A 16,006-nucleotide genomic window follows, 5' to 3' on the forward strand; every position below is an offset into this window, starting at 1 on the left:
GAAGATGAGCACAGCCGCAGGAAGCGCCTCCGACCCGCGCACGCTCGACGTCGTGGTGATGAGCCACCGACCCGAGGTCCGGGAGGCCGTGATGGCCGCGGTCGGACGGCGTCCGGCCCGCGACCTGCCCCGGCTGCGGTTCCGGGAGGCGGACGGCATCGCCGACGTGCTCGGCGCGGCCGACGCGGGCGAGCTCGACCTGGCGGTGCTCGACGGCGAGGCGCAGCCGACCGGTGGCATGGGCGTGTGCCGCCAGCTGAAGAACGAGAGCGACGACCCGGCCCCGGTGATCGTCGTCGTGCGTCGCGAGGACGACCGCTGGCTGGCGACCTGGTCGCAGGCCGACGCCGTCCTCGTCCAGCCCCTCGACCCGGTGACGGCGGCCCGCACGGTGGCCGACGTCCTGCGGGCCGGGGTGCCGGCGCGCCAGGGATGAGCTCGCCGGGTGTGAGTGCCGCGGAGCCGGCCGCGCCCCCGACGTGGGCGGGCCTGCTCGGCCGGCTCCTGCGCGGCGAGGACCTCGGCGGGCCGGAGGCGGCGTGGGCGATGGACCGGATGATGTCGGGTGAGGCGTCGCCCGCGCAGGTCGGCGCGTTCGTCGTGGCCCTGCGGTCCAAGGGCGAGACCGCCGCGGAGATCGGCGGTCTGGCCGAGGTGATGCGGGCCCACGCGCGCGCGGTGGAGGTCGACGGCGTCGTCGTCGACATCGTCGGCACCGGCGGGGACCAGGCGCACACGGTCAACATCTCGACGATGTCCGCGGTCGTGATGGCCGCCGCCGGCGCCCGGGTGGTCAAGCACGGCGGTCGGGCCGCGTCGTCGGCGTGCGGCTCGGTCGACCTGCTCGAGGCCCTCGGGGTGCCGATCGACCTGGGCCCGGAGGCCGTGGCCGCGAGCGTCGCCGAGGTCGGCATCGGGTTCTGCTTCGCCCAGACCTTCCACCCCGCGATGCGCCACGTCGGTGGTGTGCGCCGCGAGATCGGGGTGCCGACGGCGTTCAACCTCCTCGGCCCGCTCACCAACCCGGCCCGCCCGGCGGCGGCCCTGATCGGCTGTGCCGACGCCCGGTTCGCGCCGCTGCTGGCGGAGGTGCTCGCCGACCGGGGCGACACCGCGCTCGTCGTCCGCGGCGACGACGGCCTCGACGAGATCACCACGACCACCACGACCACCGTCTGGCGGGCCGGACCCGCCGGGGTCACCCGCGAGACCCTCGACCCGACCCGGATCGGCGTCCCCGTCTCGGTGCCCGGCGACCTGCGCGGAGGCGACGCCGCGGTGAACGCCGCCGCGGCCCGGACCCTGTTCGCGGGGGAGCACGGCCCGGTCCGCGAGGCGGTGCTGCTCAACGCCGGGGCCGCGCTCGCGGCCTACGACGAGGCCCTCGGCCACGGCCGGCCGGACCTCCACGACGCGGTCGCCGCGGGGCGGGACCGTGCGGCGGCGGCCGTCGACGACGGTTCTGCCGCGGCGCTGCTCGAGCGGTGGGCGGCCACGGCGGCACGCCTCCGGGGCTGAGCCCCTCCCGTCGGGGCCGGGGACGACTCAGTCGAGCCCGACCGCGAAGGCGGCGTCGGTGTCCTGCGCCGAGTACGAGCGGAACGCGATGTGCGTGGACGTGTCGACGACACCCGGCACCCGGCTCAGCCCGCCCGCGATGACGTCGGCGAGCTCGTCGTGCTCGCGGACCCGCACCATCGCGATCAGGTCGACGTCCCCGGCGCACGAGTAGACCTCGGTGACCCCCGAGAGCTCGGCGATCGCCTGCGCGGTCTCGGGGATCCGGTCGGCGTTCGCGTGGATCATGACGATGGCCGTGATCACGGGGGCTCCCTGGTTCGACGATGGCGACCCGCGCGGGGCGGACCGGCGTGCTCGGCCGCGACTCTAGAGGGCGGCCCGGTGCCGGCCCCGTCTCCCGGGCGGCGGTCCGCCGCCGGGCCACCGCCGGGACGGTGGGCCGCCTCGGGGTCGATCGTCGTCCGCGCCGCCTCGCGGGCCCGCGCCACCCACTCCGCCCAGGCCCCCGCGCCCCGCGCGGGGACCGCCCACGGCGCGGTGGTGCGCACCATCCGCGTCCCGGGCCGCTCCAGCCACCGCGTGATCACGCCGACCTCCTCCGGGGGTGCGCCGCCCAGCGGCCCGGCTCCAGGCCGGACCGTCTCCGCCGCGGACACCAGCGTCTCCACCACCGGCATCGGCGGCACCCCCCGCCGCGCCGTGCCCGCCGCCGCGAGCCGCCCGTGCCGCACCACGGCGAGCTCCCAGCCCCCGGTGCCGTCGGGCCGGGCCGCCACCAGCTCCTCGGTGCCCGCCACGGCGGAGAGGCGCTGGACCCGGCCGAGCGCGCCGGCGAGATCGGCCAGGCGGTCCCGCTGGGCCGCTGCGGCGTCGAAGCGCTCGCCGGCCGCGAGGGCGGAGACGCGGTCGCGCAGCCGCACCAACCCGTCGTCGGAACCCCCGCGGACGAGCGCCAGCGCGCCGTCCACCGCGGGCGCGTACTCCGCCGCGCTCTGCAGGCCCGCGCACGGCGCCCCGCAGCGCCCCAGGCCGTGCAGGGCGCACGGGCTGCCGCGGCCGCCCCGCGCCGGGATGCGCTGCGTGCAGGGCCGCAGGGCCACCGCGTCGACGAGGGCCTCGACGGCGCGCACGGCGTCGGGGCGCCGGCCGAACGGCCCGACGGCGTCGGTGCGCGGCGTGCGGACCACCGACCAGCGCGGGAACGGCTCGTCGGTCAGCGTGATCCACCAGCCCTTGTGCGGGTAGCGGGACCGGCGGTTGTAGCGCGGGGCGTGCCCGGCGAGCAGCCGCAGCTCGCGCACCTCCGCCTCCAGCGCGTGGGCGCACTCCACCCAGTCCACCCGCTCGGCGAGGGCGACCATCTCCTTGACGCGGGCCCGCTTCTCCGAGCCGGTGAAGTAGGAGCGGACCCGCCGCCGCAGGTCGTTCGAGGTGCCGACGTAGAGCACCTCGTCGGCCGGGCCGCGGAACAGGTAGACCCCGGCGGCGTGCGGCACGGCGTCGGCCAGGTGGCGCTTGCCGCGCTGGGCGGGCGTCGTCTCGACCTGCAGGGCGAGCAGGTCCTCCAACGAGGCCACCCCCTGCCCGCCCACCCGCTCGAGCAGGCCGTGCAGCACGTCGACGGTGGCCCGTGCGTCGTCGAGCGCGCGGTGGACCGGCCGCGTCGCGGCCCGGAACAGGGTGGCCAGGGCCGACAGCCGGCAGGACGGCGCCTCGTCGCGGGTGAGCACCTTGCGGGCGAGGCGGGCGGTGCACACCACGGGCGGCCGCGGCCACGCCGACCCGTGGCGACGGCACGCCGCCCGCAGGTGCCCGACGTCGAACGGGGCGTTGTGCGCCACGACCACCGCCCCCGCGCAGAACTCCAGGAACCCCGGCAGGACCGCGGGCAGCCGCGGCGCGTCCCGCACCATCGCCGTGGTGATGCCCGTGAGCGCGACGATCTGCGGCGGCACGTCGCGCCCCGGGTCGACCAGCGTCGCGTACTCGCCGACCACGCGTCCCCCACGCACCTTCACCGCCCCGATCTCGGTGATCGCGTCGGGTCCGCCCGCGGCGTCCGGCCCGGCGGGCGGCCCGCCGGTGGTCTCCAGGTCGAGCACCACGAAGGTCGCCGCGTGCAGCGGCGTGCCCAGCTCCTCGAAGGTGAGCTGCGGATCGGGCCCGGTGACCGGGCGCGGGCCGAGGGCGGCGTCCATGGCCCGGCACGCTAGATCGACCCACCGACAGTCTCGTCCGACCGACGACCTCGCGGGGCCGCTAGCCTGGCCCGATGGTGGCGGGGGAGGAGGCGGACGCGGCTCCCGGGGCCGATCCGTCCGACGGCGGCGCCGCCCTGCGCGCCGCCCTCCTGGACGCGGCCCCCGAGACCGTCCGCAGCCGGGTGGCCGACCTCGTGAGCCGCGCGGTCGGGCAGATGCCGTCGGCCGACCTGCCCGCCCCGGTCCGCCCGATCGCCCGGTTCGCCCCCGCCAAGCGCGCGAAGGTGGGGTCGGGCCCGCTGCTGTCGGCCCTGCGCTCGGTGGACGGGTTCGCCGAGGACGTCGTGGCCTGGTGGACCGAGCACCGGCCCGAGGAGTGGGAGCCGCCCGTCGTCGAGCCGGTGCACGCCGCGGCGGTCGCCGTGCTGCGCGGCGACCCCGAGGCGGCGGGCGACCTGCTGCGCGACGCCGGGGAACGGGCCGACGTCGGGAAGCTGCGGGCCGAGCGGGACGCCGCGCTCACCCGTGCCGACCGCCTGGCCGCCGACCTGGAGCGGGTCACCGCCGAGCGCGACGAGGCGCGGGCCCGGGTGCGGGACGCGACACCGGACCTGTCCGACGAGGTCGCGAAGCTCCGCGCCCGGCTGCGCGAGCAGGGCGTGCGGGTCAAGCAGGCCGAGACGACGGCGGCCGACGCTGCCCACCGGCTCGAGGAGGGCCAGGGCCACCTCGTGCGCGAGCTCGAGGACCTCCGCCGGGAGCGCGGCCGGGACCAGGACGCGGTCGCGGCGGCCGAGGCGCGGGCCCGCCGCGCGACCGCGGAGCTGGAGTCGGCCCGCCGTGCGGCCCACGAGGCCCGGCACGCCGACGACGCCCGCCTGGCCCTGCTCGTCGACACCGTCGCGGGGGCCGCCGCCGGACTGCGGCACGAGCTGGGGCTGCGCGCCGACGACCAGCGGATCGGTCCGCGCCCGGCCGAGCTGGTCGGATCGGCGGCGCGCGCGCCGATGGCCCGTGTGACCGACCCCGCGACCCTCGACCGCCTGCTCGCGCTGCCCGAGGTCCACCTGCTCGTCGACGGCTACAACGTCACGAAGACCGGGTGGCCCGCTCTCTCGCTGTCCGCGCAGCGTGACCGCCTGGTCGCGGCGGTCGCCCCGCTCGCCGCCCGCACCCACGCCGAGACCACGCTCGTCTTCGACGGTGCCGGCATCTCCGGGGTGCCGACCGCGTCGATCCGCGGGGTGCGGGTGCTGTTCTCGGAGCCGGGCGTGATCGCGGACGACCTGATCCGCACCCTGGTGGACGCCGAGCCGGAGGGACGCCCGCTCGTGGTGGTGACCTCCGACCGGGCCGTCGTCGACTCGGTGCGCCGCCGGGGCGCGCACCCGGTGCCGTCCAGCGTCCTGCTGGAGCGCCTCTCCCGGATCTGAGACCTGGGTCACACCGACCTCGTCGACGGCCCGTGACTGTCGGACCCCCCTCCTACCGTCCGCCACGACTCCCCGGGAGATGCCGGGGCCGACGGCCGGAGGCCCGCGATGATCATCGACTGCGACCGCTGCGTGGTGCGGCACCAGGCGTGCGACGACTGCGTCGTCGGGGTCCTGCTCGGGGTGCCCGAGGTGCCCGCGCGGGACGAACAGCCCCGGGAGCCGGCCGCCCCGGGCGCACCGCTGCCCCTCGAGTTCGGGCCGGTCGAGCGGCGCGCGCTGGAGGTCCTGGCCGATCACGGCCTGATCCCGCACCTGCGGCTGGTCCCGGGCACGCCGGAGCAGCCGGCCCACCGCGGGGGACGGGTGCGGCGGCGCGACGCCGGGTGACCGACCGCGGTGCGAGCGGAGCGAGACCGGTCGGTTACCTTTCCGTCACCTTCCGCGGACGAGCTCCCCGTCCGTCGGGAGTCCTGGCCGAGAGGACCACCCCGAGCCGTGACGCCCCGCTCGGCGCGCCCCGACGCGCGCCCCGGTCGACGCACCGCGCCGACGGTGCTCGCCGTCCTGCTGCTCGCCCTCGTCGGGCTGCTCGCCCCGGTCACGGCCGGGTCCGCGGCGGCCGACCCGATCGTCCCGCCCGGCGCCAACGACGTCGTCCGGTCGCTCGCCGACGCGAACGCCCGGGCGGAGGCCGCCAACGAGGCGGCGATGGGCGCCCGCGAACAGCTCCCGGTCCGCCGCGCCGAGGCCGACCGCACGCGGAAGGCCGCCGACGCGGCCCGTGGTGCGGTCAGCGAGGCCCGCGAGGCGCTCGACCGGGCCTACGTCGCGGTGGACCAACTGACCCGCAGCACCTACCAGGGCGGCGACCTCGACCAGCTCGGCGCGCTGCTCTCCGCCCCGACGCCGCAGGCCTACCTGGACAAGGTCGAGCTGCTCGACACCGTCTCCGAGGCCAACCGCTCGGTGCTGCAGCGCTACCTCGACGCGTCGAGCGCCGCGGAGTCCGCCCAGGCCGACGCCGACGCCCGCGCCACCGACGCCCGCCGGGCCGCCGACGACGCCGCCCGCACCCTCGAGGACGCGGCCCGGACGAAGGCGCAGGCCGACCGCGACGTCGCCGCCGCCGACGCCGCACTCGGGCGCCTCTCCCGCGGCGACCGGGCCCTGTTGCGCGGGGGCGGGGTCACGAACTACCCGACGAACATCGCCGGGAACTCGCTCGGCGTCGCGGCACTGCGGGCCGCCCTGAGCCGCCAGGGCGCGCCCTACGTCTGGGGTGCCACCGGGCCGAACACGTTCGACTGCTCCGGCCTGGTGCAGTGGGCGTACCGCCAGATCGGGGTCGGGATGCCGCGCGTGGCCGCCGCCCAGCAGCAGGTCGGCCAGCTGGTCGACCCGGCGCAGGTCCAGGTCGGCGACCTCATCTTCTTCGGCAGCCCCGCCACCCACGTCGGGATCTACGTCGGCGGCGGACGCTTCCTCGAGGCCCCGCAGTCCGGCGACGTCGTGAAGGTGGCCCCGGTACGCAGGAACGTCTCGACCATCCGGCGCATCTCACCCCCGTGACCCGCATCCTGCTCGTCACGAACGACTTCCCGCCGCGCCCGGGCGGTATCCAGTCCTACCTGCACGAACTCGCGGTCCGGCTGCCCCCGGGATCCCTGACGGTCCTGGCCTCGACCTGGCCGGATGCCGCCGACTCGGACGGCCGGTGCGCCGCCTTCGACGCCGCGCAGCCCTTCACGGTGCACCGGCTGGCCACGACGATGATGCTGCCGACCCCGCGGGCGGTCCGCCGCGCCACGGAGCTCGCCGAGGGCCACGACACGGTGTGGTTCGGCGCGGCCGCCCCGCTCGGGCTGATGGCCCCGGCCCTGCGCCGCGCGGGCGTCCGGCGGGTCCTCGCGAGCACCCACGGCCACGAGGTCGGCTGGTCGATGCTGCCCGGCAGCCGGCAGCTGCTCCACCGCATCGGGCGCGAGGCCGACGTCGTCACCACCGTGAGCCGCTACACCCGGGCGCGCATCGCCTCCGCCCTCGGCCCGGACGCCGCGCTCGAGCCCCTGCCGTCGGGGATCGACACGAGCCGGTTCCGCCCCGACGACGGCGCACGCCGGGCGATCCGGGACCGCTACCGGCTCGGGGACCGACCCGTCGTCGGGATCGTGTCCCGGCTGGTGCGGCGCAAGGGTCAGGACGTGTTGATCCGCGCGCTGCCGGCGATCGTCCGCCGCGTGCCGGGGACGGCGCTCGTCATCGCGGGTGACGGGCCGGACGCGGACCGGCTCCGGCGGCTGGCCCGCGAGGTCGGGGTGGAGGAGGACGTCGTGTTCACCGGCCCGCTCGCGCACGACGAGATCCCCGCCCATCACGCGGCGCTGGACGTGTTCGCGCTGCCGTGCCGCACGCTCGGGGGCGGGCTGGACGTCGAGGGCCTCGGGATCGTGCTGTTGGAGGCCTCGGCCACGGGGGTGCCGGTCGTGGCGGGCCGCTCCGGCGGTGCCCCGGAGACCGTCCTCGGCGGCCCGCCCGGGACCCGGACGGGCCGGCTCACCGACGGGCGCGACCCGGCCGACGTCGCGGAGGTCGTCGCCGACCTGCTGGCCGACCCCGACGAGGCCGCCCGCACCGGGGCGGCCGGGCGGCGGTGGATGCAGGCGGAGTGGACCTGGTCAGCGCGCGCCCGTCGGCTCGAGGCGCTCGCCCAGACGGAGTCACCCTGATCCGAACGAACGGCACTCTCGCGCGCGTAGAAGCTGCGAGAGTGCCGTTCGCTCGGAGAGGGTCGGCGACGAGCTACCGCTGCGCGTACACGGCCTCGATGTCGTCGGCCCGCTGGTCGGCGATGACGTTGCGCTTGAGCTTCATCGTCGGGGTGAGCTCGCCGGAGTCCTCGGTGAAGTCCGAGGTCAGGATGCGGAACTGGCGCACCGACTCGGCCTTGGACACCGCGTCGTTGCCGTCGTCGATCGCGGACTGGATCTCGGCGCGGAGGTCGGCGTCGTCGACGAGGTCGTCGGCGGTCGTGCCCGACTTGCCGTGCTCCGACGCCCAGCCCGGCAGGGCCTCGCCGTCGAGGGTGATCAGGGCGGCCACGTAGGGCCGGTTGTCGCCGACCACGAGCGCCTGGCTGACGAGCCGGTGGGCGCGGATCCGGTCCTCGATCACGGCCGGTGCGACGTTCTTGCCGCCGGCGGTGACGATCAGCTCCTTCTTGCGCCCGGTGATCGCGAGGAACCCGTCGTCGAGGGTGCCGATGTCGCCGGTGTGGAACCAGCCGTCCTGCAGCGTCTCGGAGGTCGCGGAGGCGTTGTTCCAGTACCCCCGGAACACCACGTCGCCCTTGGCGAGCACCTCGCCGTCGTCGGCGATCGCGATGGTCACACCGGGCAGTGGCCGCCCGACGGTGCCGACGCGGATGTGGCCCTCGCCGTTCGCGGTGATCGCGGCGCTGGTCTCCGTGAGGCCGTAGCCCTCGTGGATCGGCACGCCGATCCCGCGGAAGAAGTGGCCGATCCGCGCGCCGAGGGCAGAGCCACCGGACACGGCGCCGCGGCACTGCCCGCCGAGGGCGGCCCGGAGCTTCGAGTACACCAGCGCGTCGAACAGCGCGTGCTTCCCGCGCAGCACCAGGCCGGGACCACCGGCGTCCAGGGCCTTCGAGTACTCGACGGCGGTGGTCTCCGCGAGGTCGAAGATCCGGCCCTTGCCGCCCTGGTAGGCCTTCTGCTTGGCCGAGTTGTAGACCTTCTCGAACACCCGCGGCACCGAGAGCAGGAAGTCCGGCTTGAACCGCGGCAGCTCCCCGGAGAGCTTCGAGGTGTCCGCGAAGTGCCCGATGACGTAGCGCTGCTCCTGCGCGGCCACCTGCACCACGCGGGCGAAGATGTGCGCCAGCGGCAGGAAGAGCAGCGTCGAGTTCCCGGCCTCCATCATCGAGCCGAACGTCTCGCCCGCGGCACGGACCTCGAACAGCAGGTTGCGGTGGGTGATCTCGCAGCCCTTCGGGCGGCCCGTGGTGCCCGAGGTGTAGATCAGCGTGGCGAGGTCGTCCGCCTGCACCCCGGTGCGGCGCGCCTCGACGTCCGCGTCGGGGACGTCCCGCCCGGCCTCCTTGAGGGCCTCGACGGCGGGCTCGCCGCCGTCGATCTGCCACACGTGGGCGAGGTCGGGCAGGTTCTCCTGCACCTTCTCGAGCGTCTGCCGGTGCTCGTCGGTCTCGATGACCACGCCGCGGGCGCCGGAGTCGGACAGGCACCACTCGTACTGCGACGCCGACGAGGTCTCGTAGATCGGCAGGCCCGCGCACCCGGCGGTCCAGAGCGCGTAGTCGACCAGCGTCCACTCGTAGCGGGTCTTCGCGACGATGCCCACGCGGTCACCCGGCTGCAGGCCCGCGGCGATGAAGCCCTTGGCCACGGCCACGACCTCGTCGCGGAACTCCCCGAAGGTCGTCGGCTGCCACGCGTCGTCCACCAGGCGCAGGTAGGCGGTGTCGCCCGGGTGCGCCGCGGCGTTGTCCCAGACCGCGTCGGTCAGCCGGTCGTCGTCGGCCACCTTGGCCACCGCCGGCACGCTGTACTCCTGCACCCCGCACACACCCTTCCACCGTCGACCGGCGTCCCCGGCGACCTCCGGTCCGCCGCAGCCTAGGGCGCCCGGGGCCCGCCGTCACTACCCGACGGTATCCCCGACGAAACGCCCGAAACGGACATCGGGCGTCGGGGTGCCGCTGCGACCCCGGCGACCGTGCGGCACGCTGTCGCCGTGGCCGCCCTGGACGTGATCGACGAGACGTTCGTGCTGGCCGGACCCGCCGTCGTGGCCGCGGCGTTCGCCGATCCGGCCGACTGGCCGAGGCTGTGGCCGGACCTGGAGCTGCACGTGTTCGCCGACCGTGGCGCGGCCGGGCTGCGCTGGTCGGTGACCGGCCGGTGGGTGGGCAGCGCCGAGGTGTGGTGCGAGGCCGTCGGCGACGGGACGGTCGTCCACTGGTTCCTCCGCCTGGACCCCGCTCCCGGTCCCGACGGCGGGTCGGCCCGGCGTCTGCTCCGGGGTGCCCGGGGCCCGGCCCGGGAGGCCCTGCGGCGCCAGCGGGCCGCGAAGGCGATCGCGTTCGACCTCAAGGCCCGCCTCGAGGCGGCCCCGACCGGGACCGCGGGGTGGACCCGCCGCCCAGGGGTGCCGACCCCGGCGCCGGCCGATCCCCCCGTCGCTCCACTCGCCCCGGCATGAGGGTGCACGTCGTCTCCGACGTCCACGGCAACAGCGACGCCCTCGCGTCCGCCGCGCGGGGTGCGGACGCCCTGGTCGTGCTCGGTGACCTGCTCGACTTCGTCGACTACGACGAGCCCACGCACGGCATCCTCGCCGACATCCTCGGCCCCGGGGCGACGACGGAGTTCGCCCGGCTGCGCTCGGAGGGCGGGCCGGGGGCGCTGCGGGAGTTCACGCAGAGCCTGTGGGCGGACGTCGACGACCCGCGGGGCCGGGTCGACGAGGCCGTGCGCAAGCAGTACGGGCGGATGTTCGCCGCGCTCGGCGCGGTGGAGGTGCCGGTGTGGCTGATGCCGGGCAACGTCGACGTCCCGGCGATGTGGCCGGAGTTCCTGGGCGCGTACCCGCACGTCGTCCCGGTGGACGGCGACGTCGTCGAGATCGGCGACAGCCGGGTGGGGTTCGTCGGGGGCGTCCCGCTCCCGCCCGGGGTGGAGCCGCGCGCCGGGGTCTTCCGCTCCTACATGCGCGGCGCCGACGAGTTCACGGCCGCCGTCGAGGCCCTCGGGGAGGTCGACGTGCTGTGCAGCCACGCGCCACCCGCCGTCGCCGAGCTCGCCTACGACGTGGTGGCGCGCACCCACGAGCTCACCTCGCCGGCCCTGCTCGATCGGATCCGCGCCACGCGGCCACGCCTCGCGCTGTACGGGCACGTGCACGCTCCGCTCACGGCCCGCACCCGGATCGGGCCCACCGAGTGCGTCAACGTCGGCCATTTCCGCCGGCGGGGCACCCCGGCGGTGGCGCGATGGTGACCGACGTGACACCGCGGACCCGCCACACGTCCCCCGCGCGTGGCGAGGACGACGGCGGGGCGAGTCCGACCGGCCGGCGACGGTAGCCTTCCGCGCCATGGCGGACGAGTCCACGCAGTCCATCACCATCGCGGCCGCTCCGACGGCCGTGCTCGACGTGATCGCCGACTTCCCCGCCTATCCCGAGTGGGCGGACTCCATCACCTCCGCGAAGGTCCTCACCCACGACGACGAGGGCCGCCCCGAACAGGTCCGGTTCACCCTGGACGCCGGTCCGCTCAAGGACACCTACGTACTCGCCTACGACTGGGTCGACGACGGCGTCACCTGGGACCTCGTCTCCGGGCAGATGCAGCGCGGCCAGCGCGGGCGCTACCGGCTCGAGGGCTCCGAGAAGGAGACGACCGTGACCTACACGCTGTCGGTGGACCTCGCGGTCCCCATGCCCGGCCTGATCAAGCGGCGGGCCGAGAAGAGGATCATGGACACGGCGCTGACCGGTCTCAAGCGACGCGTGGAGGGCTAGTGCGGGTCCTGCTCTTCACCGGCAAGGGCGGGGTCGGGAAGACGACGACGGCGGCCGCGACGGCCGTGGCCCTGGCGCGCTCCGGCCGTAAGGTCCTCGTGCTCTCGACCGACCCGGCGCACTCGCTGGGCGACGCGTTCGACGTCACCCTCGGCGGCGAGCCCGCCGAGGTCGACGGCACGTCCCTGCCCGGGCTCTACGCCGCGCACGTCGACACCCGCGCGCTCGTCGACGAGGCCTGGGAGCCGCTGCGGGCGCAGCTGCGCACGCTGCTGTCCGGCGCGGGCGTCGAGGACATCGTCGCCGACGAGCTCACCGTCCTGCCCGGGGTCGAGGACCTGCTCGCGCTCGAGCAGGTGCGCCGGGCCACCCAGGACGGGCCGTGGGAGGTCGTCGTCGTCGACTGCGGCCCGACGGCCGAGACGCTGCGCCTGCTCAGCCTCCCCGAGGCCCTCGGTGGCTACCTCGAGCGCCTGTTCCCCGCCCACCGCCGCGCGGTGCGCGGGGTCCTGGCCGGCCTCGCCGGCAGCGGGGCGACCGTGGCGAGGTGGGACGCGGCCGCGGCGTCGCTGTCCCGGCTGGCCGAGCAGCTCTCGGGGCTGCGCGCGATGCTCGCCGACCGGTCCACCACCACGGTCCGGCTCGTGCTCACCCCGGAGCGTGTCGTCGCCGCGGAGACCCGGCGGACGATCACCGCGCTGGCCCTGCACGAGCTGCACGTCGACGGCCTCGTCGCGAATCGTCTCGTGCCCGATCCCGGGACCGGCCGCAGCGCCGCCGTGCAGTGGCTGCGCGTCCGCCGTCGCGAACAGGAGGACGTCCTCGCCGAGCTCGCCGAGCTGACCACCGGCGCCGGGGTCCCCGTCCGGACCGTCGCGCACCGGGCCGGTGAGCCGGTCGGGCTCGACGACCTCGCCGAGCTCGCCGTGGACCTCTACGGCGACGACGACCCGCTCGACGGCGGGAGCGCCCGGCCCCTGATGGAGCTGCGGCGGACCGCGGGGGAGGGGACCTCGGTGGACAGCGAGTACGCGCTGGACCTGCAGGTCCCGGGCATCGGCGACGGTGAGGTCGACCTGGTGCGCATCGGTGACGACCTCGCGGTCACCGTCGGGGGGCGCCGCCGGACCGTGGCGCTGCCCCCGGTGCTGCGCCGCTGCGAGGTCACCGGGGCCGACCTCGACGACGACGTGCTCTCGGTCGCGTTCCGCCCGGACCCGTCGGTGTGGATGCGATGAGCGGGGCCGGGGGGAGCACGGAGGCCGACCGGGTGGCGCGTGAGCGCCTCGCCCGCGAGGCCCGCGAGACCGCGACGACGTTGCTGGACTGGGTCGGGACCCGCGTGGAGGGGGCCGACGGGGGTGCCGAGCGCCCGCGTCAGAGCCCGGGCCCGTGCACCTGGTGCCCGGTCTGCGCGCTGGCCGCCGCCCTGCGCGGGGAGCAGCCGGAGCTGACGGCGACCCTGGCCGAGCAGGCGTCCGGACTGCTGGTGCTGCTGCGCCTCCTGGTCCAGGCGCACGCGACCGGGACCCACGAGCACCACGCACCGGCGCCCGACCCGACGTTCCCCGACCCGACGCCGGGTGCCGCTCCGGCCGGGTGGCCGTCCGAGTGGGGCACGCCGACCTGGACGACGGACGTCCCGTGGGAGACCGCGCCGCACGCCGTCTTCGACCCCGAGCCGGTGCCCGCGCGCGACGACCCCGCGGACGCGGCCGACGTCGACCCCCGGCCCGCCGACCGCCCCACTGGCAAGCGCGGGCCGCGCCCGAGCCCGCGCCACTCCCTCGGCGACCCGACACCGGCCGACCCGAGACCGGCCGACCCGACACCGGCCGCCGCGGCCCCTTCGCCGGGCGGCCCCACCACCACCGCGCCGGCACCGGAGCGCGCCCGCCGCGGCGTCCAGCGCATCCCGGTCCGTCGCCGGCCCCGCCCGTGCTGACGGTCGGGGTCGACGTCGGGGGCACCACGGTCAAGGCGGCCCTGGTCGACGCCGACGGTGCGCTGCTCGCGACCCGGGTCGCCCCCACGCCGCGTCGTCCCCACGAGCTCGACGACGCCGTCGCCCAGCTCGTCGAGCAGCTGTCCGTCGAGGCCCGCACCCGGGACCGCGAGGTCGGGGCGGTCGGGCTCGCGGTGGCGGGGTTCGTCGACCCGGAGCGGCGCTCGGTGTCCTTCGGTGCCCACCTCCCGTGGCGTGACGAGCCGGTGGTCGAGCGCATGACGGTCCGCCTCGGCGTACCCGTCACCCTCGAGCACGACGCGAACGCCGCCGGCCTCGCCGAGCACCGCGTCGGGGCCGCGGCCGGGGCGCGGGTCGCCTGCCTCGTCGCGCTGGGCACCGGCATCGGCGCGGCGCTCGTCGTCGACGGGCAGGTCTTCCGGGGAGCCCACGGCGTGGCCCCGGAACTCGGCCACGTCGTCGTCGTCCCGGACGGGCGACCGTGCCCGTGCGGCAAGCGGGGGTGCCTGGAGCGCTACTGCAGCGGCACCGCCCTGGGCGCGAGCGCGGACGAGCTGGTGTCGGCCAGCGAGGACTTCTCGACGCTGCGCGCCACCTGGGAGCGCGGCCTGCCGATCTCGGGCCGCGACGTCGCCCAGGCCGCCGCGGCGGGGGACTCGGTGGCGAAGCGGGTGGTGCTCGACTTCGCGGGCTGGCTCGGCCGCGGCCTCGCGCTGGTCGCGGACGTCTTCGACCCCGACGTCGTCGTCCTCGGGGGCGAGGTCTCCGCGTCCGCGCCGCTGTTCCTGGACGACGCCCGCGCCGGGTACGCGCAGGAGGTCACCGGCCGGGGCCACCGGCGGCTGGCCGACGTGCGGGCGGCCACCCTCGGCGGGGACGCCGGGATGATCGGTGCGGCGCTGGACGCCCGGGAGCGCGGGCTCTAGACGGTGCCCTCGGGGTCGTCGGACCCGGAGGGGCGTCGCATCCCGACGACGAGCCAGCCCAGCCCGGCGGCCATCGCCAGCAGGCCCGGGACGATGCCGAGCCCGGCGATCCCGCCGACGAGGCCGGGCAGGGCGAGGAGCACCACCCCGACGACGAGCAGCAGCAGTCCGAACAGGCTGGACATGCCGATGCGGGGCAGCGGCGGGGGCTCCGGCGGGACGAAGTGCTCGTCCTCGGGCCGGGCGGGCGGGTGCGGCCGGTGCGGCTGCTGCGCGGCCGGTGTCATCGGCGGGGCCGGCCGGGGCGGCTCCGGGGCCGGGTCGGCCGGGGGCGAGGAGAACAGGTCGTCCACGGGGCGCTCGGGGTGCGCGGCCGGCTGGCCCTGCGGCGGCGTGGCGACCCCGAGGCCGGACGACGGACCGTCCAGGTCGTCGGGTGCCTCCGGCCAGCGCGGGGCGCCCGTGGACGCCCAGTCGGCCACGATGTCGGCGAACGCCGCGTCGACGTCGTCGGGCAGCTCGAAGCGGCGGGCGCCGGCGGAGCCGGACCCGGACTCGTCGCGCCGGGTGGAGTCCTCGGGGTCGGGTGAACTCATGCGGGCTTCCCTGAGGTGGTGCGGGCGGCGTGGCGCCGGCGGGCGAACTCGGTGCTCCCGGCGAAGATCGTGGGCGCGTCGTGGTCGAGGGTGGCGACGTGGAAGCTGTCGTGCAGCACGACCTCGGTCACGTCGGTGGCGGAGACGCCGTCGAGCACGAGGCGGGCGTTGACCGGCTCCACGACGTGGTCGTCGGTCGAGCGGTAGAGCAGCACCGGGCTCGTCACGCGGCCGAGGTCCGCCCGGACGACGTCCCACAGCTCGGTGAGCGACACGAAGGCGCGCAGCGGCACCCGGTCGTACCCCAGCTCGGTGACCCCCGGCTTCGCGACGTCGTTCGCCACGCCCGGCGCCCACGGCCACAGCCGCGCGAGGTAGCGGGCGAACGCGGCGTCGCGCCGCAACGTCGTCACCGAGGGGTTGACCAGGCAGATCCCGGCGATCGCGTCGCCGTACTCCTCGGCGACCCGCAGCGTCAGGGTCCCGCCCATCGAGAGCCCGAAGACGAGCACGGTGTCGTACCGGGCGAGCAGCTCGTCCGTGGCGCGGGCGACCTCGCCGTACCAGTCGGGCCAGCGGGTGGCCTGCATGTCGCGCCAGCGGGTCCCGTGCCCGGGCAGGCGCGGCCCGCGTACCGCGAACCCCTGCGCCGCCAGGTGCTCGCCCCACGGCCGCATGCTCTGCGGGGACCCGGTGAACCCGTGGGACAGCACGACGCCGACCTCGGCGCCGTCGGGGTCGGCGGAGAACGGTTCCGCCCCGGGCATCACCGGCACACGTGCCTCCACGACTGGCGATC

General features: G+C 76.6%; 17 protein-coding genes. 12 read left to right on the top strand and 5 right to left on the bottom strand.

The features are described from left to right. The first annotated feature begins 4 nt into the window (after nt 1-4). Both QRT03_RS12800 and trpD read left to right on the top strand, forming a co-directional pair. A complete protein-coding gene (locus QRT03_RS12800) occupies nt 5-436 on the top strand; it encodes a hypothetical protein (protein WP_286053206.1) in 432 nt (143 codons plus the stop codon). Continuing rightward, nucleotides 433-1,518 carry an anthranilate phosphoribosyltransferase gene (gene trpD, locus QRT03_RS12805; protein ID WP_425604826.1) on the top strand — a complete coding sequence of 362 codons (1,086 nt, stop codon included), beginning with the start codon at nt 433-435 and terminating at the stop codon, nt 1,516-1,518. Before QRT03_RS12800 ends, trpD begins: the two co-directional genes overlap by 4 nt. Nucleotides 1,519-1,545: 27 nt before the next feature. Here the strand turns inward: trpD and QRT03_RS12810 are convergent, their stop codons facing one another. Both QRT03_RS12810 and QRT03_RS12815 read right to left on the bottom strand, forming a co-directional pair. After that, entirely contained in the window at nt 1,546-1,824 is a 279-nt protein-coding gene (locus QRT03_RS12810; protein WP_286053208.1) for an Lrp/AsnC family transcriptional regulator, read from the bottom strand. Next, on the bottom strand, nt 1,821-3,719 hold the full coding sequence (locus QRT03_RS12815; RefSeq protein WP_286053209.1) for a DEDD exonuclease domain-containing protein: 1,899 nt from the start codon (nt 3,717-3,719) through the stop codon (nt 1,821-1,823). Before QRT03_RS12815 ends, QRT03_RS12810 begins: the two co-directional genes overlap by 4 nt. A gap of 74 nt (nt 3,720-3,793) precedes the next feature. On the opposite strand from QRT03_RS12815, the gene QRT03_RS12820 reads away from it, so the two are divergent. The 4 genes from QRT03_RS12820 (at nt 3,794) to QRT03_RS12835 (ending at nt 7,884) form a co-directional block, all read left to right on the top strand. After that, a complete protein-coding gene (locus tag QRT03_RS12820; protein ID WP_286053210.1) occupies nt 3,794-5,155 on the top strand; it encodes an NYN domain-containing protein in 1,362 nt (453 codons plus the stop codon). 108 nt (nt 5,156-5,263) lie between these two features. Further along, complete coding sequence (locus QRT03_RS12825) at nt 5,264-5,545, top strand: hypothetical protein (protein WP_286053211.1); 282 nt, start codon at nt 5,264-5,266, stop codon at nt 5,543-5,545. Nucleotides 5,546-5,653: 108 nt separating this feature from the next. Further along, nucleotides 5,654-6,727: a C40 family peptidase gene (locus QRT03_RS12830; RefSeq protein WP_286053212.1), complete on the top strand. Its 1,074-nt coding sequence runs from the start codon at nt 5,654-5,656 to the stop codon at nt 6,725-6,727. Beyond that, nucleotides 6,724-7,884, top strand: coding sequence for a glycosyltransferase family 4 protein (locus QRT03_RS12835; protein WP_286053213.1), 1,161 nt, complete (start codon nt 6,724-6,726; stop codon nt 7,882-7,884). The genes QRT03_RS12830 and QRT03_RS12835 overlap by 4 nt, the downstream gene beginning before the upstream one ends. 73 nt (nt 7,885-7,957) lie before the next feature. Here the strand turns inward: QRT03_RS12835 and QRT03_RS12840 are convergent, their stop codons facing one another. Continuing rightward, nucleotides 7,958-9,751, bottom strand: coding sequence for an AMP-dependent synthetase/ligase (locus tag QRT03_RS12840; protein ID WP_286053214.1), 1,794 nt, complete (start codon nt 9,749-9,751; stop codon nt 7,958-7,960). 177 nt (nt 9,752-9,928) lie between these two features. Here QRT03_RS12840 and QRT03_RS12845 point away from each other — a divergent pair, with 177 nt between their 5' ends. The 6 genes from QRT03_RS12845 (at nt 9,929) to QRT03_RS12870 (ending at nt 14,611) form a co-directional block, all read left to right on the top strand. Continuing rightward, on the top strand, nt 9,929-10,396 hold the full coding sequence (locus QRT03_RS12845; protein ID WP_286053215.1) for a polyketide cyclase / dehydrase and lipid transport: 468 nt from the start codon (nt 9,929-9,931) through the stop codon (nt 10,394-10,396). Then, the gene (locus tag QRT03_RS12850) at nt 10,393-11,193 is read left to right on the top strand and encodes a metallophosphoesterase family protein (RefSeq protein ID WP_286053216.1); all 801 of its coding nucleotides are present in this window, start codon (nt 10,393-10,395) and stop codon (nt 11,191-11,193) included. The genes QRT03_RS12845 and QRT03_RS12850 overlap by 4 nt, the downstream gene beginning before the upstream one ends. A gap of 97 nt (nt 11,194-11,290) precedes the next feature. After that, nucleotides 11,291-11,719: an SRPBCC family protein gene (locus QRT03_RS12855; protein ID WP_286053218.1), complete on the top strand. Its 429-nt coding sequence runs from the start codon at nt 11,291-11,293 to the stop codon at nt 11,717-11,719. Next, complete coding sequence (locus QRT03_RS12860; RefSeq protein ID WP_286053219.1) at nt 11,719-12,957, top strand: ArsA family ATPase; 1,239 nt, start codon at nt 11,719-11,721, stop codon at nt 12,955-12,957. Before QRT03_RS12855 ends, QRT03_RS12860 begins: the two co-directional genes overlap by 1 nt. Further along, complete coding sequence (locus QRT03_RS12865; RefSeq protein WP_286053220.1) at nt 12,954-13,664, top strand: hypothetical protein; 711 nt, start codon at nt 12,954-12,956, stop codon at nt 13,662-13,664. The genes QRT03_RS12860 and QRT03_RS12865 overlap by 4 nt, the downstream gene beginning before the upstream one ends. Then, nucleotides 13,658-14,611, top strand: a complete 954-nt coding sequence (locus tag QRT03_RS12870) for an ROK family protein (RefSeq protein WP_286053221.1) — start codon at nt 13,658-13,660, stop codon at nt 14,609-14,611. The genes QRT03_RS12865 and QRT03_RS12870 overlap by 7 nt, the downstream gene beginning before the upstream one ends. On the opposite strand, the gene QRT03_RS12875 is transcribed toward QRT03_RS12870, so the two are convergent. Both QRT03_RS12875 and QRT03_RS12880 read right to left on the bottom strand, forming a co-directional pair. After that, nucleotides 14,608-15,207 carry a hypothetical protein gene (locus QRT03_RS12875; RefSeq protein WP_286053222.1) on the bottom strand — a complete coding sequence of 200 codons (600 nt, stop codon included), beginning with the start codon at nt 15,205-15,207 and terminating at the stop codon, nt 14,608-14,610. The two genes, QRT03_RS12870 and QRT03_RS12875, sit on opposite strands and share 4 nt — an antisense overlap. Next, nucleotides 15,204-15,983, bottom strand: coding sequence for an alpha/beta hydrolase (locus QRT03_RS12880; protein WP_286053362.1), 780 nt, complete (start codon nt 15,981-15,983; stop codon nt 15,204-15,206). The genes QRT03_RS12875 and QRT03_RS12880 overlap by 4 nt, the downstream gene beginning before the upstream one ends. Nucleotides 15,984-16,006: the final 23 nt, after the last annotated feature.

The sequence above is a fragment of the Actinomycetospora termitidis genome, from assembly GCF_030286555.1.
GTDB classification, from domain to species: domain Bacteria; phylum Actinomycetota; class Actinomycetes; order Mycobacteriales; family Pseudonocardiaceae; genus Actinomycetospora; species Actinomycetospora termitidis.

Excerpts from the sequence above, each read along its gene's own strand:
- QRT03_RS12800 (WP_286053206.1), top strand. The coding sequence starts at position 5 with ATGAGCACAGCCGCAGGAAGCGCCTCCGACCCGCGCACGCTCGACGTC.
- trpD (WP_425604826.1), top strand. The coding sequence starts at position 433 with ATGAGCTCGCCGGGTGTGAGTGCCGCGGAGCCGGCCGCGCCCCCGACG.
- QRT03_RS12815 (WP_286053209.1), bottom strand. The coding sequence starts at position 3,719 with ATGGACGCCGCCCTCGGCCCGCGCCCGGTCACCGGGCCCGATCCGCAG.
- QRT03_RS12820 (WP_286053210.1), top strand. The coding sequence starts at position 3,794 with ATGGTGGCGGGGGAGGAGGCGGACGCGGCTCCCGGGGCCGATCCGTCC.
- QRT03_RS12825 (WP_286053211.1), top strand. The coding sequence starts at position 5,264 with ATGATCATCGACTGCGACCGCTGCGTGGTGCGGCACCAGGCGTGCGAC.
- QRT03_RS12850 (WP_286053216.1), top strand. The coding sequence starts at position 10,393 with ATGAGGGTGCACGTCGTCTCCGACGTCCACGGCAACAGCGACGCCCTC.
- QRT03_RS12855 (WP_286053218.1), top strand. The coding sequence starts at position 11,291 with ATGGCGGACGAGTCCACGCAGTCCATCACCATCGCGGCCGCTCCGACG.
- QRT03_RS12865 (WP_286053220.1), top strand. The coding sequence starts at position 12,954 with ATGAGCGGGGCCGGGGGGAGCACGGAGGCCGACCGGGTGGCGCGTGAG.
- QRT03_RS12875 (WP_286053222.1), bottom strand. The coding sequence starts at position 15,207 with ATGAGTTCACCCGACCCCGAGGACTCCACCCGGCGCGACGAGTCCGGG.